Origin of the sequence: Lentzea flava (genome assembly GCF_014648475.1) — a bacterium.
GTDB lineage: Bacteria > Actinomycetota > Actinomycetes > Mycobacteriales > Pseudonocardiaceae > Lentzea > Lentzea flava.
On sequence record NZ_BMRE01000028.1, the window covers coordinates 1 to 21,753 of the forward strand.

The window sequence follows — 21,753 nt, forward strand, 5'->3', positions numbered from 1 at the left end:
CCTCCCTGGGCGCGGCGAACGATCAGGCACGACTCGTGACGGGACCCACCCCACCAGCCGGGTATGCCAAGGACTGCTCGGCTGCGCCATCGCTTGGGCTCGCCTTCGGCTTCGCGGTTGATCAGTTGCGTAGGTTGGAGGCATGACTACTTCGGGGGAAGTAATGCGCACTGCTGTTGTCACGGGTGGTGGTACTGGGATTGGCCGGGCCATCGCCCTGGAGCTTGTCGAGCAAGGGCTGGACGTCACCATCACCGGGCGTCGGGCGGAAGTGCTGGCCGAGGTGCCGGGGGTGAAGTACGTCGCCTTCGACGCCACCGACCCGGACGCGGTGGCGAAGGCGTTGGACAGCCTTCCGTCCAAGGTGGACGTTCTGGTCAACAACGCGGGCGGCAACATCAGCCACGACGACACCAAGTCGAGGTGGCTCGCCAACTACGAGGCCAACGTCATCAGTGCTGTGCTCGTCACGGAGGCGCTCGCGCCCAGGTTCGCCGACAACGGTCGCGTGATCAACATCGGGTCGATCGCGGGGCGGCGGGGTGGTGGCAGCTACGGGGCCGCGAAGGCCGCGATCGAGGCGTGGACGGCGGATCTCGCCGGTGAGCTGGGGCCGCGCGGGATCACGGCCAACGTCGTGTCGCCCGGGTTGATCGTTGACACGGAGTTCTTCGGCGACTCGATGACCGAGGAGAGGTTGAACACCCTGATCGGGCAGACCAAGAACGGGCGGGCCGGTACGCCTCGGGACGTGGCTGCGCTGGTGGCGTTCCTCGCGTCGGAGCACGCGGGGCACATCACCGGGCAGGTGCTCGCGGTCAACGGTGGGGCGCACCTGGGGCGGTAGTGCGGAGTCGGCGGACGGTTCGACCGGATGCGTTCGTAAGGGCGCACGACCGCCAGCGTGCAGAGGCAGTCGCCGGAGTCGCGGTGGCGGGTCATGCGCACAGGATGCACCTGGGACGATGAGCGGGTGACGCGAATTGTTGCCGGGACCGCGGGAGGCCGTCGGCTCAAGGTGCCGCCCAAGGGGACCAGGCCCACGTCCGAGCGGGTCAGGGAGGCGCTCTTCAGCTCGCTGGAGTCCATGATGGACCTCGACGGCGTGAAGGTGCTGGACCTCTACGCGGGGTCTGGGGCCCTCGGGTTCGAGGCGTTGAGCAGAGGGGCCGGGCACGCGACGTTCGTGGAGTCGGATCGGCGGGCCGCCGAGGTGCTCAAGGCCAATGCGAAGGAGCTCGGGTTCGGCAACACGACGGTGGCGAACCGCACGGCCGAGGCGTACGTCACGGCCGAAGGGGAGAAGTTCGACGTCGTGTTCGCCGATCCGCCGTATGCGGTGACGGACGACGAGTTGAAGAAAGTGCTGCACGGGCTGGCGCATCGGCTCGCGGGGGACGCGGTGCTCATCGTGGAACGTGCTTCGCGAAGCAACGAACCAGCGTGGCCTGATCAAGTAGAACCCTTGCGTGCCAAGCGATATGGCGACACGGCGGTGTACTGGGGACAGGTGCGTTCCGATGGGTGACGAGAACCACGGACACGCCTGGAGGCGTCCGATCGGGTGCTAACGTCCGCCTCATGACGCGTGCCGTGACGCCCGGCTCCTACGACCCGGTAACCAACGGTCACCTGGACATCATCGGGAGAGCAGCGCATCTCTTCGATGAGGTCGTTGTCGCCGTGCTCATCAACAAGACCAAGCGCACGCTGTTCTCCGTCGAAGAGCGGATCGAGATGCTGCGCGAGGTCACGGCGCCGTGGCCGAACGTCCGGGTGGACTCCTGGCACGGCCTGTTGGTCGACTACTGCCGCGAGAACGACATCAAGGCGATCGTCAAGGGGCTGCGCGCCGTCAGCGACTACGACTACGAGCTGCAGATGGCGCAGATGAACCACCAGCTCACCGGGGTCGACACGCTGTTCATGCCGACCACGCCCGCCTACTCGTTCGTGGCGTCCTCGCTGGTCAAGGAGGTCGCGACGTACGGGGGAGACGTGTCGTCGCTGCTGCCGAAGAGCATCGAGAAGCGTCTCCAGCAGCGCCTCGACGAGAACCGTTAAAGAGGAAGCTTCATCCCCACGTGCGACGCGGTGAAGCCGAGTCGCTCGTAGAAGCGGTGCGCATCGACGCGTGACGCGTCGGTGGTGAGTTGAACCAGGCCGCAACCGCGGGCGCGGGCCTCGTCGATCGCCCATGTCACGAGGCGCTCGCCCAGGCCGTTGCCGCGCTGGTCCGAGCGCACCCGGACGGCCTCGACGGTCGCGCGGGTCATGCCCTGGCGGGACAGGCCGGAGGTGAACGTGAGCTGCAGCGTGCCCACCACCTCGCCGTCGGCCTCGGCCACGGCGAGGAACTGGTGCGGGTCGGCGTCGATCACCTCGAACGCCTTGAGGTAGGCAGGGTCGCCCGGCTTCTCGCGCGTGGCGCCCAGCGGATCGTCGGCGAGCATTGCCACGATCGGGTCGACATCGGTGGCGGTGGCCCGCCTGATGGTGAAGGTCACGGCAAATCCTGACACGCCCTGCCGATCTCCCTCTTTCGGGGAGATCGGCAGGGCACACTTGTGGGTGGGAGTCACAGGGGTTAGGGAGTGAGACGTGTACCGGGTGTTCGAGGCACTCGACGAGCTCGTCACGATCGTCGAGGAAGCGCGCGGAGTTCCGATGACCTCGGGCTGCGTGGTGCCGCGCGGTGATGTGCTCGAACTGCTCGACGACGTGCGCGACGCGATCCCCGCGGAGCTCGACGACGCGCAGGACGTGCTGGACCACAAGGACGAGCTGGTCGGCAAGGCCAAGCACGAGGCAGAGGCCGGGGTGTCGAAGGCCCGTGCCGACGCCGAGCGGATCCTCGCGGAGGCCCAGGCCGAGGCGGAGGCCATGCTGTCCGACGCCCGCGCCCGCGCCGAGCGGATGATCGCCGAGGCCGAGGACCAGGCGGAACGCACCGTCGCCGCCGGTCGGCAGGAGTACGACGACCTGGTCGGCCGCGCGCACAGCGAGGCGGAGCGGATGATCCAGGCCGGTCGCGCCAACTACGAGCGCGCCACCGAGGACGGCCGTGCCGAGCAGGCGAGGCTCGTCAACGAGCAGGAGGTCGTCCGGGCCGCGCACGCCGAGGCCGCGCGGGTGCTCGACGCCGCGCAGAACGAGGCCATCCGGCTGCGGTCGGAGTGCGACGCGTACGTGGACGGCAAGCTCGCGGACTTCGAGGACCTCCTCGCGCACACGCTGCGGTCGGTCGGCAAGGGCCGTTCGCACCTGCGCGGACCCGCCGTCGCGGGGGCCGCGGCGCCGTTCGACTACGGTGCCTGACGAACCAGCCGGCTTCAGGCACGACTGAACGTGTGATTCGCGCTACGTCTGACAGGTGCGATCACCTGCCGATTTCACGCGTGAGCCCGTCGTCCCGTACCCTGGACCGGCTGGACGTGGTAGGTCCCCGCCGGCAACCAATCTGATCATGACTGAGCATCGTCACGCGTCCACGCGTCCCACAGCATCAGGGCCCTGGGTCATCGACACCAGGGACCTCGGCCGTCGCGCCGGGTCGAGCCGACCCTTCGTCCGGTCGGTTCCCGCGGCAGGTGTGGGGCTGCTCGGCGTCATCGCGGTGCCGGATGGCGGAGAGGTGGAGCTCGACCTCCTGACCGAGTCGGTCGTGGAGGGTGTGCTCGTGTCGGGGACGGCGTTCGCCAAGGTCGAAGGGGAGTGCTCGAGGTGTCTCGAGCCGCTCGCCGACGAGGTCGAGGTCCGGATCACGGAGCTGTACGCGTGGCCGGACAGCACCACGGACGAGACCACTGATGAAGACGAGGTCAGCCGGATCGAGAACGATCTGATCGACCTCGAGCCTGTGGTGCGGGACGCCATCGTCCTCGCGCTGCCGCAGGTGCCGCTCTGCGAGCCGGACTGCAAGGGGCTTTGCTCCGAGTGTGGCGGCAGGTGGGCGGAGCTCGGGCCCGACCACGGGCATGAGACGATTGACCCTCGGTGGGCCGCGTTGCAAGAGCGGTTCAGCGATGACAACAACGAGGAGAAGTAGTCGTGGCCGTCCCGAAGCGGAAGATGTCGCGCGCCAACACCCGTGCGCGCCGTTCCCAGTGGAAGACGTCTGCCGTGCACCTGGTGGCGTGCTCCAACAAGGCTTGCCGCCAGCCGAAGCCGCAGCACGTCGCCTGCCCGGCCTGTGGTCAGTACGCTGGCCGCCAGGTCGCTCAGCCGGCCTGATCTCCTCGGTTTCGTAGTGGGGGGAAAGCCGCCGCGCGCTCCGCAAGCTGACCGCGCGACTTTGCTCGAGGCGCTCGGCGTCCACCTGGACGCCGAGCTGCTCGCGCTCGCACTCACCCACCGGTCGTACGCGTACGAGAACGGCGGTCTGCCGCCGAACGAGCGTCTCGAGTTCCTGGGAGACGCCGTGCTCGGGTTGGTCGTCACCGACCACCTCTACCGCACCCATCCCGACCTTCCAGAGGGTCAGCTCGCGAAGCTCCGCGCCAGCGTGGTGAACATGCACGCACTCGCGGGCGTGGCGCGTGACCTGGGCGAAGGCGGGCTCGGTGCACACCTGCTGCTCGGCCGCGGCGAAGAGCTGACCGGCGGCAGGGACAAGGCGAGCATCCTCGCCGACGGCCTCGAAGCCGTCATCGGTGCGGTGTACCTGCAGTTCGGTATCGATACCGCACGAACGTTCGTTCACCGGCTGTTCGATCCACTCTTGGCCAAAGCTCCGCTTCTGGGTGCTGGACTGGACTGGAAGACAAGCCTGCAGGAGCTCACCGCCCAAGCCAGCCTCGGCGTCCCGGAATACCGCGTGGACGACCAGGGGCCGGACCACCGCAAGGAGTTCACCGCCACGGTGCTCGTCGGTGGCCAGCCCTACGGCAAGGGTGATGGGCGCACCAAGAAGGAAGCCGAGCAGAAAGCCGCCGAGGCGGCTTATCATGTTCTGTCGGAGCGGGTCAAGGCCGAGCAGGAGTCGGCCGCATCCGCAAACGGACAGAACGGCGCCTCGGTGACGCCAGGGACCCTCCCATCCGAGGAAGACTGAGAACGCAATGCATGCGACCAGGTACCGCACGAACCGCCGCAGCCGCTCCGCTCGCGGCCCGTTGAACACCTCCCGCAGCGGAGGAATCCAGGGACTTGTGCTGGTCAGGGACACGAGCCGGGCTGGCGTATGGGTGCTCAAGCCCACCAAGCCGCAGGCCGCCGTGATCGAGGCGCAGCCCGTCGACGAGGGCAAGTCCGAAGACTGACGTGCCCGAACTCCCAGAGGTCGAGGTAGTCCGCCTCGGCCTTGAAGCTCACGTCGCCGGACGGGTCATCTCCTCGGTGGAGGTCCTCCATCCGCGAGCCATCCGGCGACACGACCTGGGCTCCGCGGACTTCTGCGCGCGCCTGGCAGGCCAGCCCATGGCCGCCGCCAGGCGCCGCGGCAAGTACCTCTGGGTGGAACTGGCCGACAAAGCCGCCATGCTGGCCCACCTGGGCATGAGCGGCCAGATGCTCGTCCAGCCGTCCTCGGCCCCGGACGAGAAGCACCTTCGCGTCCGGTTCCGGTTCGCTGACGGCGGGCCGGAGCTGCGCTTTGTCGACCAGAGAACCTTCGGCGGTCTCGCGCTGGCCGAGCTGGTCGAGGTCGACGGCACCCTCGTTCCCGACTCGGTCGCCCACATCGCGCGCGACCCGATGGACCCTCTGTTCTCCCGTGATGCTGCCGTGCGCGCGTTGCGCCTGCGTCACACGGAGATCAAACGTGCTCTGCTGGACCAGACGCTGGTCTCCGGCATCGGCAACATCTACGCCGACGAGGCGCTGTGGCGAGCCAAGCTGCACGGCACCCGGATGACGGACAAGCTGACCAAGGCGAAGGCCGCTGAGCTGCTGGATCACGCCACGGACGTGATGCGGGAGGCGCTCGGCCAGGGCGGCACCTCGTTCGACGCGCTGTACGTCAACATCAACGGGCAGTCCGGCTACTTCGACCGGTCGTTGAACGCCTACGGCCAGGAGAACGAGCCCTGCAAGCGGTGCGGGACGGCGATCGTCCGCGAGCCGTTCATGAACCGGTCGTCGTTCTCCTGCCCGCGCTGCCAGCCGCGCCCGCGGACCTGATCAGAGCTTGTCCAGGATGCGCTGGGCCTGGGCGTGCACCTCGTCGGCCAGGGTCTGCCGCACCCACCGCTGCCTGCGAAAAGCCGCCTCGACGGTGACCGCCGCGACGCTCGCGAGGACCACGACCAGCGCGACCGTCGTCGTCATTCCCACGATCGCCGCCGCCCACGCCGCGTAGAGCGTCAACGCCGCCGGCTGATCGCTGACCAGCCAGATCCACCGTCCGCGGTTCGCGTCCCTGGAGAGCACGTCGGCGGCGTTCTCCAGGTGCCGGACGTGCCATCTGATGCGTTGCTCGTCGCCGGTGGCGAGCTTGCGGCGCAGGCGTTCGAGCTCCCGGCGCACCGGGGCGGCCCGCACCGGCTCCGGCAGCCTGGCCGGCCAGTCCCGCTCGCGGTCCAGCTCGGCGCGGTACTGGCGGATCACGAGGAAGACCAGCTGGAGAGTGGCCAAACCGGTGACGAAGATCAGGAACGGGCGCAGCTGGGGCGCCACCGGCGAGCTGAACACCACAGCCACGGTCAGCGCGACCAGGAAGATGCCGCCGGGAACGCCCACCCACAGGTAGTACCGGGTGGGGTCGAAGTCGTGCACCAGCCGTTCGCTCTCGTTGATCGGCTTGCGGGCCAGTGACACGACGCCAACGGAGATCATCACGGCGATCAGCACCGCCGTGCCGAAGCCCGAGGCGTAGATCGCGACGTCGTCCGGCACGAGCAGTGCCGCCGCGGCGAACGCCACCGCCGCCGCGGTGATCGCGAGCGGGCCCGTCCACCGGCGACGCGGTGTCTGGCGGACGGCGGTGGACCTCTGCAGCGGGTCACCGATCACGTCGAGCAGCGCGTCCAGGTCGTCGCCGACGGCCTGGAGATGAGCGAACTCCCGGATCGAGCGAGGCAGCTCCTGCGCGGTGGGCATCCTGGCGCCGGCCAGCAGCAGCGGAATGATCGTCTTGCCCTCGGCGAACGCGTGCTCGATCTCCCAGCGCACCCAGTCGGTGCCCGAGCGCAGGTCCTGCACCCACTCGGAGTGGACGATCGCGATCACCACGTCCGCCCGGTCGAGGTGGCGGCGCAGCCGGTTGGGGTAGCGCTCGCCCGGGTTGATCGACGTGACGTCGAGGAACACGTTTCCGCTGGTGAAACGCGAGGCCAGCCGCTCGTGCAGGGCCACGGCGAAGGCGTCGCGCGCCGGGTGCCGCCGGTAGTTGATGAAGACGCCCCCCATGCCGCGACACGGTAGCGCTAACGCATTCGACAGTACTGTGTGATGCGTAGTAGTGTCCACGGCGCAAGAGTGGTCGGAGGGGTCATGGACACGAGTCAACTGCTCAAAGGGGTGCTGGACCTGGCCGTGCTTGCGGTTCTGCGCAAGGACGACGGCTACGGGTACGACGTGGTGCGCAGACTGCGCGCCGGGGGGTTGAACGACGTGGGGGACGCGTCGGTCTACGGCACGCTGCGGCGCCTCTACAACGCGGGGCTGCTGACCTCGTACGTGGTGCCGAGCGAAGAGGGGCCGCACCGCAAGTACTACAGCATCAACGAGACCGGGCGGGCGCGCCTGGCTGAGTCGAGGGAGACGTGGAGGTCGTTCGCGAGCACGCTGGACGGCCTGCTCGAGGAGGTCGCAGCATGAACACGCAAGCACTCGGTGTCGAGCACTACCTGGCCGGGATGCGTGCGGCCCTCGACGACCTGCCGCCCGCCGAGGTCGCCGAGATCATGGAGGACGTCGAGGCGCACGTCGCCGAGCTGTCCACCGAGCTGGGGGAGAACGAGACCCTCGAGCAGCGGCTCGGGCCTCCTGAGCGGTACGCGCAGGAGCTCCGGCAGGCCGCGGGCTACCCGCCGCGGACCGAACGGCTGCCGGTCACGACCAAGAAGCCCCTGGTGACCAGGCCGCGGGCGGCGGCGTGGGGGCTTGCCATCGCCACGGGGATCACGCTGCTCGTGGGGGCCAGCACGTTGCGGGAGCCGGTGTTCCTCCTCCTGCTGCCGGCGGTGATCCTGGTGCTCAGCCTCGCGCTGGTGCACGACCGCGGCCCGGCGCAGGCCGAGATCATGGACCTGCCGGAGACCCGCCGGATCCAGCAGTGGCTGACGCCGGAGGAAGGCACGCCGGCGGAGCGGGCGATCACCTACCTGAAGTCGCTGCAGCCCGCGTGGTGGCTGGCGCGGGCCGTCCTGCTCGGGCTCGCGGCAGTGTTGCTCGCCGGCCGCGACATCCCCGGGTTCCTGTTCCTCGCCGCGATCGCCGTGATCTCGGTGTTCGCGGGGCCACGCGCCAAGGTCGACCGGCGGTGGCTGTGGTTCAGCCTGCCGGCGTCCGCGCTGGCGGTCGGGTTGGTGTTCCAGGTGGTCGACGTGGTGGCGAACAACCTCGCGTACAACACGTCGCGGCAGTCGTACCCGGCGCCGATGGTGGAGACGTACGAGAACATCTACGCGTACGACGAGAACGGCAAGTTGCTGACCAACGTGCTGTTGTACGACCAGGACGGCAATCCCATCAACGCGTCCCGCCAGTACTACGGCTGCAACGGAAGTGGCCCGGAACCGATGATTCCGGCTAACAGGTATCCGCGACCGAAGATCGACTACGAAAACGGCACCTGTTACACCGTGGCACCGAGCGTGTCCGCTCCGTCATCAACGCCGAGTACGCCGCCTTCGAGTTCTGGAAGCGCACCTTCCAGCTCGGTGGCACCCACTTCTGTGTCACCCAGCAAGTAAAGGCGAGGAGCGGGACCTGTCGGGGGTCCCGCTCCTACTTGTTTTCCTGCGGTTCCGCCAGGTGGCGCAATACCGGCATGGCCGAACGCAGGAGGTCTCTGTCTTCCGGCGAAAGTTCGGACATTCTTTCACTCAATAGTTCGGCCTCGCCGTGAGCCAGCGACAGGATCGTCTCCCTGCCGACTTCGGTGAGCACGACTATCGTCGCCCTGCCGTCGGCGGCATCGGGCTCTCTGCGGACGAGTCCGGTGGACTCGAGGCTGGTCACGACCGTTGTCGCGGTCGGCTGCGAACACAGCGCGCGCACCGCGATCTCGCCGATCCGCATCGGGCCGTGGGCGCTCAGTTCTGACAGCACCAATAACTGGGTGGGTTGCAAACGACGGGCCGGAGCGGCCTGTCGAAGACTTCGCACCAGCCGGTGCACGGCCACCACGAGTTGAAGAGCCTCGTGGTTGGTGACGGTGGTGGGCATCGTTTCTCCGCGCGCATGTGATTGTCCGAATTCGGACACGAACCCTGGAACTTTCCCTCATTCACGCTCCGCGCGCTATCCGCCAACTGCCGATAACCCATTCGGCCGTTGTGGTGACGCGGGGTGTCACGGCGCGCGTCCGGCACAGTTAAATGTCCTGGTAAACGGCGTAAAAAGCGCACGGAGGCTCACTCGAACGGGCGCCGTGCTGAAGCATGATTCAACGAGACAGATCTCCGGTCAAAGGTGTGGGAAGGAGCACGTGTGTAGCGGGCGGCGCAGCGCGTACCCCCGAACAGCCCACGGGGGGCCAGGAGCAGACTGGTCCGGTGAGTGCGAAACCCAGGCGTGGTGAGCTCCGGATCTACCTCGGAGCCGCTCCCGGTGTCGGCAAGACGTTCTCGATGCTCGGCGAGGCGCATCGGCGGCGGGAACGCGGCACAGATGTGGTCATCGGATTTGTGGAGACCCACGGCCGGGCGAAGACCGCTGAACTGGTCGACGGCCTGGAAATCGTGCCGCGCCGGCACTTGACGCACCGCGGTGTCGAACTCACCGAGATGGACGTCGACGCCGTGCTGGCCCGCGCGCCCGAGGTGGCCGTCGTCGACGAACTCGCGCACACGAACGCGCCCGGATCCCGTAATGCAAAAAGGTGGCAGGACGTCGAGGAACTCCTCGAAGCCGGGATTGACGTGCTCTCGACCGTCAACGTGCAGCACCTGGAATCGCTGAACGACGTCGTGCACCGCATAACGGGCGTAGCGCAGCAGGAAACCGTGCCCGACGAGATCGTGCGCAAGGCCGACCAGATGCAGCTCGTCGACCTCACGCCGGAAGCGCTGCGCCGGCGGCTCGCCCACGGCGACGTCTACGCGGCGCACAAGATCGACGCGGCGCTCGGCAACTACTTCCGCGTCGGCAACCTCACCGCTCTCCGCGAACTCGCGCTGCTCTGGGTCGCGGACCAGGTCGACGTCGCGTTGATGCGCTATCGGGCCGAACAGCAGATCACGGACACATGGGAGACACGCGAACGCGTCGTCGTGGCGATCACCGGCGGCAATGAGAGCGAGACGCTCATCAGGCGCGCGCGTCGCATCGCCACGCGCGCGGGTGGCGACCTTCTGGTCGTGCACGTGCTCAGAGGTGACGGGCTCGCGGGAGCCGACCCTCACGCCCTGACGAAGTACCGCAAACTCGCGGAGGACGTCGGCGCCACCTTCCACACCGTTGTCGGCGATGACGTACCGACGGCGTTGCTGGAGTTCTCGCGCGGCGTGAACGCCACACAGCTCGTGCTCGGCACCTCGCGCCGTTCACGGTTCGCGCGCGTGTTCTCCGCAGGTATCGGCTCCACGGTCGTTCAGGAGTCCGGCGCGATCGACGTGCACATGGTCACGCACGAGGCGACGACCAGCGGCTGGCGCGCACGGTTCGTGGGCAGCCCGCTCAGGCCCACCAGGCTCGCGTGGGGATGGTTCCTCGCGATCGCCGGCCCAGCGGTCGTGACGGTGGCCGGCACGTCGTTGCACCACCACCTGAACTTCTCCACGAACGTCATCGCGTACCTGCTGGTCACGCTGGTGGTCGCGATCGTCGGCGGACTCGGCCCGGCGATCACGGCGGCGTTGGCCAGCGCGTTGTTGCTGAACTACTTCTTCACCGAGCCCCTCTACACGTTCACGATCGACGCGCAGCAGAACGTGCTCACCTTCTTCGCGATGATCGTCGTGGGCGTCACCACCGCGATGGTCGTCGACAACGCCGCTCGCCGCGCCGCACAAGCAGCGCGCGCACGCACCGAGGCAACGCTTCTCGCGTCGTACGCGCGCACCGTGCTCACGAACCCGTATCCGCTCGCACGGCTGCTGGAGAAGGTGAAGGAGAACTTCGGTCTGACGTCGGTCGCGCTGCTGGAGCGTGTCGACGGCGAGTGGGGACGCGTCGCGTGCGTCGGTGCGAGCCCGTGCGACGAGCCCGATGACGCGGACGTCGACATCGCCGTGACCCCGGACGTGCACCTGGCGTTGCGCGGCCGCTCGCTTCCCGCGTCCGACCGTCGCGTCCTGGAGGCGGCGGCGGGCCAGGCGCTCCTGGCGTTGCGGCAGCAGCGCATGGCCGACCAGGCCCTCGAAGCCCAGCGGCAGGCGTCCAGGACCGAACTGCGCACGGCGCTCCTGAACGCTGTCGGCCACGACCTCCGCACACCCCTGACGTCGATCAAGGCCGCCGTGGGCTCGTTGCGCGACCCGGAGCTGCGGCTGTCGGAGTCGGACACGGCGGAGCTGCTGGAGGCCGTCGAGGAGTCCGCGGACCGCCTGACCGCCCTGGTCGACAACCTGCTCGACTCCTCCCGGCTCGCGACCGGCGCCGTCGAGCCGCAGTTCCGCGCCGTCGGCTACTACGAGGCCGTGGCACGGGCGCTGAGCGGCCTGCACGGCGACATCGAGGTCGACGTCCCCGAGTCGCTCCCACCCGTGCGGGCCGACGTCGGTCTCCTCGAACGGGTGATCGCGAACGTCGTCGGCAACGCGCTGCGCTACGCGGGCGCCGTGGCGCTGCGCGCGTCGGCGCACGGTTCCGACGTGGAGCTGCGCGTGGTGGACCACGGCCGCGGCCTGCCGAGCGGTACGGCGGAGGAGGTGTTCGCCCCGTTCCAGCGCCTCGGCGACCGCACGCCGGGTGGCGTTGGTCTCGGTCTGAGCGTGGCGAAGGGCTTCACCGAGGCGATGGACGGCACGATCACCATGGAGGACACGCCCGGCGGCGGCCTCACCGTGGTGATCTCACTCCCGGCCGATGAGAGGGCTTCGTGACGAAAGTACTGGTGGTCGACGACGAACCGCAGATCGTGCGCGCACTGCGGATCAACCTCGCGGCCCACGGCTACGAGGTCCTCACGGCCCACGATGGCGTCACGGCGCTGAAGCTCGCCGCCGACGGCAAGCCCGACGTCGTGGTCTTGGACCTGGGTCTACCGGACATGGACGGCGCGGACGTCATCGCCGGTCTGCGCGGCTGGACCACCCTGCCGATCATCGTGCTCTCCGCCCGCACCGACTCGTCGGACAAGGTCGACGCCCTCGATGCCGGTGCCGACGACTACGTGACGAAACCGTTCGGCATGGACGAGCTCCTCGCCCGGCTGCGCGCCGCCGTCCGCCGCTCGGCCGTCGCGGGCCCCGAGGACGAGCCGGTCGTGAGGACCGCCTCGTTCACCGTCGACCTGGCGGCCAAGCGGGTGTTCAAACAGGACGTCGAGGTCCATCTCACCCCGACCGAGTGGGGACTGCTGGAGGTCCTCGCGCGCAACGCCGGAAAGCTCGTCGCGCAGAAGCAGCTGCTGCGCGACGTCTGGGGGCCCGCGTACGAAAAGGAGACCCACTACCTGCGGGTCTACCTCGCGCAGCTGCGGCGGAAGCTGGAGCCGGAACCCGCACGGCCGCGGCACCTGCTGACCGAGCCCGGCATGGGCTACCGGTTCGAGCTGTAACCGCGCGCTCTGCACACCGGTCGCGCCGTGCCGGTCAGGGCTTCGGGTCCGGCGTGGCCGAGCTGGAGCTGGAGGACGACGGCGGCGGGGTCGTCGGCGACGCCGAAGAAGAAGAGGTGGACGCCGGCGGTTCCGTCCACGACGTGGGCGGATTGCTCTGCGTCTGCGTCGGCTCACCGGGGTTGGTCGTGAGCTGCGGCTGTTGCTGCTGCGGAGCACCTGGCTTTGGCTGCTCGTTCGGGCGCGCCGCCTGCTTGCGGTCCGGCTTGGCCGACGACGCGGGCGCGCCGGAGGACACGGTGACGACGACCGTGCTGGTGCTGCCGTCGGGGGCCACGCTGGTGATGGTCTGGACGACGTCCGCGGACGTGCGTTCCGGGTTCGCCTCCTGACCGCTCGCGGCGAGCATGGAGGCGACCGTGGCGAACAGCGTCGCCACCACCACGCCGCCCGCAGCCAGCATCACGGCCGTGCCGACGCGCTTCTTCGGCGGTGCGGCGTCGGTTGGTGACTGCGGATGATCTTCCTCGAACACACCCATCTCCTCGTGGGAAACCCGGTCGGATGGACTTGCGTTCGAGTTATCGGCGGAAACGCACCAAAGCCTCAGCGACGCCACACCTTCGTGTAGCTCTGCGTCACGAGGCGGTGACTGGCGTAACTCTAGGAGTTCGTCGTCGTTGTTGTCGGGTCCGTCGTCGTGGTGGTCGTCGTGACCGGATCGGGCCTCGTGGTCGTCGGGACCGGGTCCTGCTTCGTGGTCGACGTGACGGCCGGCGGCGGGTCATCGGTCGTGACGGTGGTCGTGGTGCCGTCAGGACGCGTGATGGTGGTGACGCGCGGGTTCTTCTTCGGCGTCGTCGTGGTGGCCGTCGGGCTCTCCGAGGAAGAGGACGACGAAGTCAGCTCGACCGAAGACGTGGTCGCGGACGTCGGCACGATGCTCAGGGCGTCGCGCACGGCCTCCTTGCGCGGCGGCTGGGTCGACGGCGTCTCGGAGGCGTTGTCCGAGCCCGCCGCGAGCGAGGCGACGGCGGCGAAGATCGTCGCCAGAACGACGCCGGACGCGGCGAGGATGATCTGCGGTGCACCGCGAAAGCGCGAGCGCGAGTCCGGTTCCGGGCTCTCGTACACGAAGTTTCCCCTGCTCAACCGTCAGTAGCCGAAGTTCTGGGTCCAGTAGTTGCCGCGGGTGTCAAGACCCAGGCCCATCGTCGTGAACTCGCAGTTCTCGATGTTCTCCCGATGGCCCTTGGAGCCCATCCAGCCGTCCATGACCGCCTGCGGAGTGGCGTAGCCCATCGCGATGTTCTCGCCGCCGGGCTTCGGGTAGCCGGCTTCGCGCATCCGCTGGTCGAACGTCCTGCCGTCCTTCGACACGTGCGAGAAGTAGTTCTGGGTGGCCATGTCCGTGCTGTGGCCCTGCGCGGCGGTGGTGATGCGGTCGTCGATCACGAGGGCCTTGCAGCCCTTCGCGGCGCGGGCGTCGTTCACGAGCTCCAGGACGGCCTGTTCGGGGGTCTTGTTCCCCGGCACCTGCGGCGGCTGGGCCGGCGGCTTCGGTGCCGCGGGAGGCGTCGTCGTGGTGGTGGGAGCCGCTGACGAGGAAGAGGAGGTCGGGGTCGCCGTCGTCGAAGAGGTGGTGGGAGCGGAAGAAGACGACGATGTCGCGGGGTTGCCGACGCCGGTGTTGTCCGAGGACGTCTGTCTGTTGGGTGCTGCCGCGTTGCCTGTGCCGAACTGGTTCGCTGCGTCGGTGGTCTCCTTCTGCGCGGCAGTCGTGAAGCTGATGCCGAGAGGAGAGGTTCCGGTGACGGCCAGACCGCCGACGCCGGTTGCACCGATCAGCAGGCCGAGTAAGAGGCTGCGGGCACTCACGGGTCGGCACCGTACCACTAATGGGTGATAAACCCCGAGTGCGTCTTCGGTCACCTTGGGTGACTACGCAACCATTCGGGGGTGGACGTGCGACTAAACGCGTGGGTGCGTGGACGGGTTCAGGGTGTTGGTTTTCGCTGGTGGACGCGGGCCAGGGCGCTAGAACTGGGCCTGGTCGGGAGCGCTTCGAACCGGCCGGACGGACGGGTCGAGGTGGTCGCCGAGGGTCCGCGCGAGAAGTGTGAACAACTGCTGAAGGCTCTCCGTTCGGGTGAAACCCCTGGACACGTCGAATCTGTGGGTGAGCAGTGGTCCGACGCCAGGGGTGACCTGACCGGGTTCATCGAACGCTGAACCTTTCCGAAAGAGGTGGCGTAGTAAGGGAGCGTGGACTCCGCCGAAGACGTCCTCATCCAGCTCTACGACCGCTGGAGAGGCCCGCTGCTGCACTACGTGCTGCGGCTGGTCGACGGCGACTACCAGCAGGCTGAGGACGTCGTGCAGGAGACGTTGCTGCGCGCGTGGCGGCACTACGACGAGCTGAACCCGGACGACGCGGCACCGTGGCTCTACACGGTCGCCCGCAACCTGGTCATCTCCGGCTACCGCCGCCGCAACGCGCGCGCGACCGAGGTGCCACTCGAACCGGTGGATCTGCCGCCGGTCGGCGACCAGGTCGAACACGTCCTGCAGACGTGGCAGATCGCGTCGGCGCTGCGGGCGCTCACGCCAGAGCACCGGACGGTCGTCATCGAGCTCTACTACCGCCGCCGCACCGTCGCGGAGGCCGCCAAGAAGCTCGGCATCCCGCCGGGCACGGTGAAGTCGCGCTGCTTCTACGCACTGAGGGCGCTGCGCGACGCGTTGGAGGAAAGAGGGGTGACCGAGGCGTGAGCTGCCAGCACACCGTCGACGTCGGCGCCTACCTCTTCGGATCGCTCGACCCCAAGGAACGGTCCGCGTTCGAACGGCACCTGCCCGGCTGCGAGGCGTGCCGGGCCGAGATGCTGCGGCTGGCTCCGCTGCCGGGCCTGCTCGGCCGGCTGAGCCTGGAGGACGTCGAGCACCTCGACGACCTCCCCGCCCCGCCGAAACCGAACCGGCAGCGCGGCGTGCTGATCGTGTGCGCGGCCGTCCTCGCCGCGCTCGCGCTGGCCGGTGGAGTCCTGGCGTTGAGACCGGCCTCGGCACCGACCTCGGCACCGGCGTCCACCTCGGCCGCGCCTCCGCCTGCTCCGACGTGGGCCGCGCAGGACCAGAAAACGGGCGTCGGCGCCAGCGTCGCCATGATCACCAAATCGTGGGGCACCGAGATGCGGTTCAAGTTCGAGCACGTCAAACCGGGTGCGCGCTGCAAGGTGATGGTGTTCGACAAGGGCGGCCAGCGCGAGATCGGCGGCTGGTGGGGTTCCGATCATGCCCCTGACGAGGAGATTCCCGGCTCCACGTCGTTCCGGGTCGACCGGATAGATCGCCTGGAAGTGTCCGACGAAAGCGGGCTCCTGGTTACTCTCCGTCCATAGAAAGGCAGGTCACGGCCTGCCTAACGCATCCCTCGCAAGCGTTTGGGTACTCTGCCCCGCGTGCATCTCAAGAGCCTGACGCTGAAGGGCTTCAAGTCCTTCGCCTCGGCTACCACGCTGCGCTTCGAGCCCGGCATCACCTGTGTGGTCGGCCCCAACGGGTCCGGCAAGTCCAACGTGCTCGACGCGCTGCGCTGGGTGATGGGCACGCAGGGTGCCAAGGACCTGCGCGGCGGCAAGATGGAGGACGTCATCTTCGCCGGCACGTCCGGCCGTGCGCCGCTCGGTCGCGCCGAGGTGACGCTCACGATCGACAACTCCGACGGCGTCCTGCCGATCGAGTACACCGAGGTGTCGATCACCCGCCGCATGTTCCGCGAGGGCGCCACCGAGTACGAGATCAACGGCAACTCGTGCCGCCTGATGGACATCCAGGAGCTGCTCTCGGACTCCGGCATCGGCCGCGAGATGCACGTGATCGTCGGTCAGGGCCAGCTCGCCGCGATCCTCGAGTCCAAACCGGAGGAACGGCGGGCGTTCGTCGAAGAGGCCGCCGGTGTCCTCAAGCACCGCAAGCGCAAGGAAAAGGCGCTGCGCAAGCTGGAGGCGATGCAGGCGAACCTGACGCGCCTCACCGACCTCACCGCCGAGCTGCGCCGTCAGCTCAAGCCGCTGGGCAAGCAGGCCGAGATCGCTCGCCGCGCCCAGGTCGTGCAGTCCGAGCTGCGGGACTCGAAACTCCGCCTCCTCGCCGACGACCTCGTCACGCAGCGGGAAGCCATCGCGCAGGAGGAACACGACGAGGCGAAGGCCCGCGAGCGCCGCGCCGAGGTCGAGAAGGCGTTGCAGGCCGCGCAGTACCAGCAGAACGAGCTGGAGGAGCGCGTCGCCGCAGACACCCCGAAGCTGCAGGCCGCGCAGGACACCTGGTACCGGCTGTCCGCTTTGGAGGAACGTCTCCGCGGCACGGTCCGCCTCGCCGCCGAACGCGCGCGGCACCTGTCCGCCGAGCTGGACGCGCCCTCGCGCGGCCGCGACCCCGACGACCTCGAACGCGAGGCCGAGGAGACCGCCGCGATGGAGCTGGAGCTCCAGGAGGGCGTGACGGAGGCCCGCATCGCGCTGGCGGAGGCCGTGGAGACGCGATCCGAACTGGAGCGCATGGTCTCCCAGGCGGAGAAGGCGCACATCGCGGCCGTCCGCGCGATCGCCGACCGCCGGGAGGGCCTCGCGCGCCTGTCCGGTCAGGTGGAAGCGTTGCGCAGCAAGACGAACGCGACCGCCGAGGAGATCGAACGGCTGTCCGTGACGCTCGCCGAGGCCACCGAACGCGTCGAGGTCGCGTCGATGGAACTGGCCGAGGCACGCGAGATCACCGGCACCGAGGACGAGGACGACCACGACCTCGACGAACGCCACCGCCAGGCCGTGCTGGCCAACGACCAGGCCAAACAGCGCGTCGACGAGCTGGTGAAGGCCGAACGCACCGCGGAACGCGACATCGCGTCGTGGCGGGCCCGCGTCGACGCCCTCTCGCTCGGTCTGACCCGCAAGGACGGCGCGGGCGCGCTGCTCGCGTCCGACGTGCCGGGCCTGCTGGGATCCGTGGCCGCTCTGCTGACCGTCGAGCCGGGCTACGAGGTGGCGATGGCCGCCGCGCTCGGCCCGATCGCGGACGCCGTCGCGGTGTCGTCCGGCGAGGGCGCGCTGCAGGCGCTGAAGCTGTTGAAGGAGAAGGACGCCGGCCGCGCCGGTGTGCTGATCGGCTCCTCAGGGTCCACTGTGGACACCTCTGCCTGGGGTCCGCTGCCCCACGGCGCACGGTGGGCGATCGACGTCGTGCACGCGCCAGAGGCGTTGCGCCCGGCGCTGGCCCGCGCGCTGGATCGCCTTGCGGTGGTCGACGATCTGGACACCGCGGCCCGGTTGAACGTCCGCGCGGTGACCCGTGACGGCGACATCTTCGGCACGGACTGGGCGATCGGTGGTTCGTCCGGTCAGGGCCAGAGCGTCATCGAGGTGCAGGCGGCCGTCGACGAGGCCAAGGAGCAGCTGGCGACGGCGGAACGCGCGCTGGACCACGCCTCTGCGGCCCTGGAGGGCGCCCGTGCCGAGCAGCAGGCCCGCCGCAAGGTGCTCGACGCGGTCAAGGAGGCCATGCAGGAGGCCAAGGTCCGCCAGGCCCGCTCCGGCGAACGGCTGAACCGCATGGTCGCGGCCGTGCGGTCGGCGGAGGCCGAGGTCAACCGCATCGCCGAGCAGCGCGCCAAGGTCGAACGCTCCCGCGAGGAAGCCCTGCTCAAGCTGGGCGAGCTCGAAGAGCGGCTGCTCATGGCCGAGGAGGAGCAGACCCTCGAGGACGAGCCGGACACCGAGCAGCGCGACGCGCTGGCCGCGGAACTGGCTCAGGCGCGTCAGGCCGAGATGGACGCCCGCCTGGTGCAGCGCACGGCCGAGGAGCGCGCACGGGCGCTCCAGGGCAAGGCGGACGGCCTGCGCCGGGCCGCGCGCGCCGAGCGTGAGGCCCGCGAACGCCACGCCCGCGCGACGGCCCACCGTGCGCGCGGTGCCCAGGTCGCGAAGGCCGTCGTGCGCGCCGGCGAGCAGGCGCTGGAACGCATCGAGATCTCACTGGCCCGCGCCGCCCGTGAGCGCGACCAGGCCCAGGAACGCCGCACGCAGCACGAGCTGCTGCTGACCCAGGTGCGCAACCTGGTCCGCGAGATGTCCGGCGAGCTGGAGAAGCTCGTCGACGCCGTGCACCGCGACGAGGTCCTGCGCGCCGAGCAGCGCCTGCGCATCGAACAGCTGGAAACCAAGATCGCCGAGGACTTCGGCATCGGCCTCGACGACCTGGTCGCCGAGTACGGCCCGGACTGCCCCGTGCCTCCGTCGGCCCAGGAGATGGCCGAGTACCAGGCCGCGAAGGAACGCGGCGAGCAGGTCTCCGAGCCGCAGCCGATGCCGTACGACCGCGACACCCAGGCCCGCCGCGCCAAGCGCGCCGAGCGCGACCTGTCGTTGCTGGGCAAGGTCAACCCGCTGGCGCTGGAGGAGTTCGCGGCGCTGGAGGAGCGCTACAAGTTCCTCTCGACCCAGCTGGAGGACATCAAGGACACCCGCCGCGACCTGCTCACGGTCGTGAAGGAGGTCGACGACAAGATCCTCGAGGTCTTCACGTCGGCCTACGAGGACGTGGCGCGCGAGTTCGAGATCGTCTTCAAGGTCCTGTTCCCCGGCGGCGAGGGCCGCCTGGTGCTGACCGAGCCCGACGACATGCTGACCACAGGCATCGAGCTGGAGGCCCGCCCGCCCGGCAAGAAGGTCAAGCGCCTGTCGCTGCTGTCCGGTGGCGAGAAGTCGCTGGCCGCGGTCGCGATGCTGGTGGCGATCTTCCGCGCCCGCCCCTCACCCTTCTACGTGATGGACGAGGTCGAGGCGGCGCTGGACGACACGAACCTGCACCGGCTGATCGGCCTGTTCGAGCAGCTGCGGGAACGGTCGCAACTGCTGATCATCACGCACCAGAAGCCGACCATGGAGATCGCGGACGCGCTCTACGGCGTCTCGATGCGCGGCGACGGCATCTCGCAGGTGATCTCGCAGCGGCTGCGCACCCGTGGCGACGAGGCGGCGTCGAAGGAGCCCTCAGGGGCTGCTGAGCCCACGCCTGAGGCGGCGGACGCCGAGGCCTGAAGAGGGGCGGTCGGAGCGGTGCCTGGGGGGCTTAGACCAACCCCGACCGCGGCCTCTTGCCTCGGGCCGCGTCCCGCCCGGTGACCTTCCTCTTAGGGGAGGGAGGTCCCCCACATCACCGGGACGGACGCAGCCCGGCGCCCGAAGGGGTGAAGTCCCCCAGTTCAACCTCACCCCTTCAGGTGCGCACGGACCACTCTGCCTGACGGGCCTTGTGAAAACCTTGTATCGCCAGGTCAGCGCCCGCTCGCGTCCAGTTGCGCCGCCTCTTCCGGCGTGGGTGCGCTGCCACCGAGGTGCCTCGGCGCCCACCACGCGCCCGGCTCGGTCGGGTAGCTCGCCTGCGCGGTGTCGAGCAGCTCCTGCATGCGCTTGCGCAGCAACGCGTCGCCGGAGTCGCCGGGGGAGGGCTCGAACGGCTCGCCGATGAGGATGGTGATCGGCACGTGGCGCTGCGTCAGGTTCTTGGGCCGGCCCTTGGTCCACAGGCGCTGGGTGCCCCACAGCGCCATCGGGATGAGCGGAACGCCGGCCTCGTGCGCCAGGCGGTTCGCGCCGGACTTGATGTCCTTGACCGTGAACGACCGGCTGATGGTGGCCTCGGGGAAGATCCCGACGACCTCGCCGCTGCGGAGCGCGGACAGGGCCTGCTGGAAGGAGGCCTGGCCCGCGCTCCGGTCGACGGGGATGTGGTGCATGCCGCGCATGAGCGGGCCTGCGATCTTGTTGGCGAAGATCTCGTGCTTCGCCATGAATCGCGTGAGGCGCCCCGAAGGGCGCGCGCCGTAGCCCGCGAAGATGAAGTCGAGGTAGCTGACGTGGTTGGACGCCAGCACCGCTCCTCCGCTTCGCGGGACGTGGTGCGCTCCTTCGACGGTGATCCGCAGGTCCAGCACGCGGAACATGAGCTTTGCTGCGGCGATCACCGGGGGGTATACGCGATCCGACATGCTCCGAACGGTAGCCGGAGAGGGCTACTGACCGGTAGCGGCGCCTTCCTTGTCTCGGATGACCCTTGGCACACCCGCGAGGTCCTCGTCGTTGCACAGCAGCTTGAGGTCGTAGTACGGGTTGCCCTTGGTGTCGTCGTAGTCGAGATGGACTGCGATGACGTCCACGGGTTCGCCCAGCCACTCCTGGGTTTGCCGCAGCCACGCGGCGGCACGTTCCAGAGCGGTGGGCAGATCATCGTCACGGAATTCGACCGGCCGGTACGGAACACCCTGGACGCCGTCCCGGTTGTTCGTCGGCAAGGGCAGGTCGACGGCCACCCCGGTTTCGTTGAGATCGAGTTGGATCGTTTCCTCACTCACCGTAGAAGAGTCCCCCACCCTCACCAGCCCTGCAAGCCCGAATCTGGGTGGCTTCCCGGTCGTGTGAGGCGTACCTCAGGTGGATCTGTGCAGAAACGCGATGTCGCGCTTCAACTTGGTGATCCGGTCGTGGGTGGGCATGAGCGTGCGCGACAGGGCCACCAGCAACTGCTCCAGCTCCTCGGCCGCCCCTGCCGGGTCGCCCGCCTGGTAGCGCAGGTTGGCCAGCAGCTGCCTGGTCTCCACCGTGTCGGCGTGCTCAGGGCCGAGCACGCGGACCTGGTCGCGCAGCAGCGGCTCGCAGACGGCGATGGCCCTGGTGTGCTTCTTGGCGGTGCCGAGCACCCTCGCGAGGTCCAGGCGAGCGCCGAGGGTCTCCGGGTGGTCCGCACCGGTTCGCTCGGTCAGGGCGTCGACGAGTGCCCTGAGTTCGCGCGCCGCTCGGCCGAGGTCGCCTCCGTGGGCGGCCACGAGCTCTTCCAGTTCCCGGACGGAGGACATCCGCGCCATTTTACCT

At 69.0% G+C, this 21,753-nt stretch carries 26 protein-coding genes; 18 read left to right on the top strand and 8 right to left on the bottom strand.

The features are described 5' to 3' along the window. Positions 1-163: 163 nt before the first annotated feature. The 3 genes from IEZ09_RS27390 to coaD all read left to right on the top strand — a co-directional run bounded on the left by IEZ09_RS27390 (position 164) and on the right by coaD (position 2,064). On the top strand, positions 164-847 hold the full coding sequence (locus IEZ09_RS27390) for an SDR family NAD(P)-dependent oxidoreductase (protein WP_189256651.1): 684 nt from the start codon (positions 164-166) through the stop codon (positions 845-847). A 126-nt stretch (positions 848-973) separates the two neighbouring features. After that, entirely contained in the window at positions 974-1,528 is a 555-nt protein-coding gene (gene rsmD / locus IEZ09_RS27395; protein WP_189256652.1) for a 16S rRNA (guanine(966)-N(2))-methyltransferase RsmD, read from the top strand. 53 nt (positions 1,529-1,581) lie between these two features. Next, positions 1,582-2,064, top strand: coding sequence for a pantetheine-phosphate adenylyltransferase (gene coaD, locus IEZ09_RS27400; RefSeq protein WP_189256653.1), 483 nt, complete (start codon positions 1,582-1,584; stop codon positions 2,062-2,064). Here the strand turns inward: coaD and IEZ09_RS27405 are convergent. After that, on the bottom strand, positions 2,061-2,453 hold the full coding sequence (locus tag IEZ09_RS27405) for a GNAT family N-acetyltransferase (protein WP_189256745.1): 393 nt from the start codon (positions 2,451-2,453) through the stop codon (positions 2,061-2,063). The two genes, coaD and IEZ09_RS27405, sit on opposite strands and share 4 nt — an antisense overlap. A gap of 148 nt (positions 2,454-2,601) precedes the next feature. Between IEZ09_RS27405 and IEZ09_RS27410 the strand changes: the two genes are divergently transcribed. From IEZ09_RS27410 to mutM, 6 genes are all read left to right on the top strand, one after another. Next, complete coding sequence (locus tag IEZ09_RS27410; RefSeq protein ID WP_189256654.1) at positions 2,602-3,318, top strand: ATP synthase subunit B family protein; 717 nt, start codon at positions 2,602-2,604, stop codon at positions 3,316-3,318. 148 nt (positions 3,319-3,466) lie between these two features. After that, entirely contained in the window at positions 3,467-4,048 is a 582-nt protein-coding gene (locus tag IEZ09_RS27415) for a YceD family protein (protein ID WP_189256655.1), read from the top strand. Between the two features lie 2 nt (positions 4,049-4,050). Beyond that, positions 4,051-4,233, top strand: a complete 183-nt coding sequence (gene rpmF, locus IEZ09_RS27420; protein WP_189256656.1) for a 50S ribosomal protein L32 — start codon at positions 4,051-4,053, stop codon at positions 4,231-4,233. A 16-nt stretch (positions 4,234-4,249) separates the two neighbouring features. Next, positions 4,250-5,053: a ribonuclease III gene (gene rnc / locus IEZ09_RS27425; protein WP_189256657.1), complete on the top strand. Its 804-nt coding sequence runs from the start codon at positions 4,250-4,252 to the stop codon at positions 5,051-5,053. A gap of 7 nt (positions 5,054-5,060) precedes the next feature. Next, the gene (locus IEZ09_RS27430) at positions 5,061-5,261 is read left to right on the top strand and encodes a hypothetical protein (RefSeq protein WP_189256658.1); all 201 of its coding nucleotides are present in this window, start codon (positions 5,061-5,063) and stop codon (positions 5,259-5,261) included. 1 nt (position 5,262) lies between these two features. Further along, on the top strand, positions 5,263-6,120 hold the full coding sequence (gene mutM / locus IEZ09_RS27435; RefSeq protein WP_189256659.1) for a bifunctional DNA-formamidopyrimidine glycosylase/DNA-(apurinic or apyrimidinic site) lyase: 858 nt from the start codon (positions 5,263-5,265) through the stop codon (positions 6,118-6,120). Here mutM and IEZ09_RS27440 read toward each other — a convergent pair whose 3' ends face one another. Next, on the bottom strand, positions 6,121-7,347 hold the full coding sequence (locus IEZ09_RS27440; protein WP_189256660.1) for a toll/interleukin-1 receptor domain-containing protein: 1,227 nt from the start codon (positions 7,345-7,347) through the stop codon (positions 6,121-6,123). It abuts the gene before it with no gap. 84 nt (positions 7,348-7,431) lie between these two features. On the opposite strand from IEZ09_RS27440, the gene IEZ09_RS27445 reads away from it, so the two are divergent. Further along, complete coding sequence (locus IEZ09_RS27445; RefSeq protein ID WP_167976464.1) at positions 7,432-7,758, top strand: PadR family transcriptional regulator; 327 nt, start codon at positions 7,432-7,434, stop codon at positions 7,756-7,758. Further along, on the top strand, positions 7,755-8,855 hold the full coding sequence (locus IEZ09_RS27450) for a DUF1700 domain-containing protein (protein WP_189256661.1): 1,101 nt from the start codon (positions 7,755-7,757) through the stop codon (positions 8,853-8,855). The genes IEZ09_RS27445 and IEZ09_RS27450 overlap by 4 nt, the downstream gene beginning before the upstream one ends. A 34-nt stretch (positions 8,856-8,889) precedes the next feature. Here the strand turns inward: IEZ09_RS27450 and IEZ09_RS27455 are convergent, their stop codons facing one another. Continuing rightward, the gene (locus IEZ09_RS27455; RefSeq protein WP_189256662.1) at positions 8,890-9,330 is read right to left on the bottom strand and encodes a MarR family winged helix-turn-helix transcriptional regulator; all 441 of its coding nucleotides are present in this window, start codon (positions 9,328-9,330) and stop codon (positions 8,890-8,892) included. A 329-nt stretch (positions 9,331-9,659) separates the two neighbouring features. On the opposite strand from IEZ09_RS27455, the gene IEZ09_RS27460 reads away from it, so the two are divergent. Beyond that, positions 9,660-12,149 carry a sensor histidine kinase gene (locus IEZ09_RS27460; RefSeq protein ID WP_229813006.1) on the top strand — a complete coding sequence of 830 codons (2,490 nt, stop codon included), beginning with the start codon at positions 9,660-9,662 and terminating at the stop codon, positions 12,147-12,149. Continuing rightward, positions 12,146-12,826: a response regulator gene (locus tag IEZ09_RS27465; protein WP_189256664.1), complete on the top strand. Its 681-nt coding sequence runs from the start codon at positions 12,146-12,148 to the stop codon at positions 12,824-12,826. Before IEZ09_RS27460 ends, IEZ09_RS27465 begins: the two co-directional genes overlap by 4 nt. A 34-nt stretch (positions 12,827-12,860) precedes the next feature. On the opposite strand, the gene IEZ09_RS27470 is transcribed toward IEZ09_RS27465, so the two are convergent. Next, on the bottom strand, positions 12,861-13,361 hold the full coding sequence (locus IEZ09_RS27470; RefSeq protein ID WP_189256665.1) for a hypothetical protein: 501 nt from the start codon (positions 13,359-13,361) through the stop codon (positions 12,861-12,863). 177 nt (positions 13,362-13,538) lie between these two features. On the opposite strand from IEZ09_RS27470, the gene IEZ09_RS27475 reads away from it, so the two are divergent. Beyond that, positions 13,539-13,988, top strand: a complete 450-nt coding sequence (locus tag IEZ09_RS27475) for a hypothetical protein (RefSeq protein WP_189256666.1) — start codon at positions 13,539-13,541, stop codon at positions 13,986-13,988. On the opposite strand, the gene IEZ09_RS27480 is transcribed toward IEZ09_RS27475, so the two are convergent. Further along, the gene (locus tag IEZ09_RS27480; protein ID WP_229813007.1) at positions 13,982-14,704 is read right to left on the bottom strand and encodes a CAP domain-containing protein; all 723 of its coding nucleotides are present in this window, start codon (positions 14,702-14,704) and stop codon (positions 13,982-13,984) included. The two genes, IEZ09_RS27475 and IEZ09_RS27480, sit on opposite strands and share 7 nt — an antisense overlap. An 81-nt stretch (positions 14,705-14,785) precedes the next feature. On the opposite strand from IEZ09_RS27480, the gene IEZ09_RS27485 reads away from it, so the two are divergent. The 4 genes from IEZ09_RS27485 to smc are packed head-to-tail and all read left to right on the top strand — an operon-like array spanning position 14,786 to position 19,923. Continuing rightward, positions 14,786-15,058, top strand: a complete 273-nt coding sequence (locus IEZ09_RS27485; RefSeq protein ID WP_189256667.1) for an acylphosphatase — start codon at positions 14,786-14,788, stop codon at positions 15,056-15,058. 33 nt (positions 15,059-15,091) lie between these two features. Further along, a complete protein-coding gene (locus tag IEZ09_RS27490; protein WP_189256668.1) occupies positions 15,092-15,598 on the top strand; it encodes a sigma-70 family RNA polymerase sigma factor in 507 nt (168 codons plus the stop codon). Further along, entirely contained in the window at positions 15,595-16,227 is a 633-nt protein-coding gene (locus IEZ09_RS27495; RefSeq protein ID WP_189256669.1) for an anti-sigma factor family protein, read from the top strand. The genes IEZ09_RS27490 and IEZ09_RS27495 overlap by 4 nt, the downstream gene beginning before the upstream one ends. A gap of 60 nt (positions 16,228-16,287) precedes the next feature. Continuing rightward, on the top strand, positions 16,288-19,923 hold the full coding sequence (gene smc / locus IEZ09_RS27500; protein ID WP_189256670.1) for a chromosome segregation protein SMC: 3,636 nt from the start codon (positions 16,288-16,290) through the stop codon (positions 19,921-19,923). Positions 19,924-20,159: 236 nt separating this feature from the next. On the opposite strand, the gene IEZ09_RS27505 is transcribed toward smc, so the two are convergent. The 3 genes from IEZ09_RS27505 to IEZ09_RS27515 form a co-directional block, all read right to left on the bottom strand. After that, on the bottom strand, positions 20,160-20,873 hold the full coding sequence (locus IEZ09_RS27505) for a lysophospholipid acyltransferase family protein (protein ID WP_189256671.1): 714 nt from the start codon (positions 20,871-20,873) through the stop codon (positions 20,160-20,162). A gap of 24 nt (positions 20,874-20,897) precedes the next feature. Beyond that, positions 20,898-21,236, bottom strand: a complete 339-nt coding sequence (locus IEZ09_RS27510) for a hypothetical protein (RefSeq protein ID WP_189256672.1) — start codon at positions 21,234-21,236, stop codon at positions 20,898-20,900. 75 nt (positions 21,237-21,311) lie between these two features. Next, complete coding sequence (locus tag IEZ09_RS27515) at positions 21,312-21,737, bottom strand: tetratricopeptide repeat protein (RefSeq protein ID WP_189256673.1); 426 nt, start codon at positions 21,735-21,737, stop codon at positions 21,312-21,314. Between the last annotated feature and the right edge of the window lie 16 nt (positions 21,738-21,753).

Excerpts from the sequence above, each read along its gene's own strand:
- IEZ09_RS27390 (WP_189256651.1), top strand. The coding sequence starts at position 164 with ATGCGCACTGCTGTTGTCACGGGTGGTGGTACTGGGATTGGCCGGGCC.
- coaD (WP_189256653.1), top strand. The coding sequence starts at position 1,582 with ATGACGCGTGCCGTGACGCCCGGCTCCTACGACCCGGTAACCAACGGT.
- IEZ09_RS27405 (WP_189256745.1), bottom strand. The coding sequence starts at position 2,453 with ATGCTCGCCGACGATCCGCTGGGCGCCACGCGCGAGAAGCCGGGCGAC.
- IEZ09_RS27415 (WP_189256655.1), top strand. The coding sequence starts at position 3,467 with ATGACTGAGCATCGTCACGCGTCCACGCGTCCCACAGCATCAGGGCCC.
- IEZ09_RS27430 (WP_189256658.1), top strand. The coding sequence starts at position 5,061 with ATGCATGCGACCAGGTACCGCACGAACCGCCGCAGCCGCTCCGCTCGC.
- IEZ09_RS27440 (WP_189256660.1), bottom strand. The coding sequence starts at position 7,347 with ATGGGGGGCGTCTTCATCAACTACCGGCGGCACCCGGCGCGCGACGCC.
- IEZ09_RS27445 (WP_167976464.1), top strand. The coding sequence starts at position 7,432 with ATGGACACGAGTCAACTGCTCAAAGGGGTGCTGGACCTGGCCGTGCTT.
- IEZ09_RS27450 (WP_189256661.1), top strand. The coding sequence starts at position 7,755 with ATGAACACGCAAGCACTCGGTGTCGAGCACTACCTGGCCGGGATGCGT.
- IEZ09_RS27455 (WP_189256662.1), bottom strand. The coding sequence starts at position 9,330 with ATGCCCACCACCGTCACCAACCACGAGGCTCTTCAACTCGTGGTGGCC.
- IEZ09_RS27505 (WP_189256671.1), bottom strand. The coding sequence starts at position 20,873 with ATGTCGGATCGCGTATACCCCCCGGTGATCGCCGCAGCAAAGCTCATG.
- IEZ09_RS27515 (WP_189256673.1), bottom strand. The coding sequence starts at position 21,737 with ATGTCCTCCGTCCGGGAACTGGAAGAGCTCGTGGCCGCCCACGGAGGC.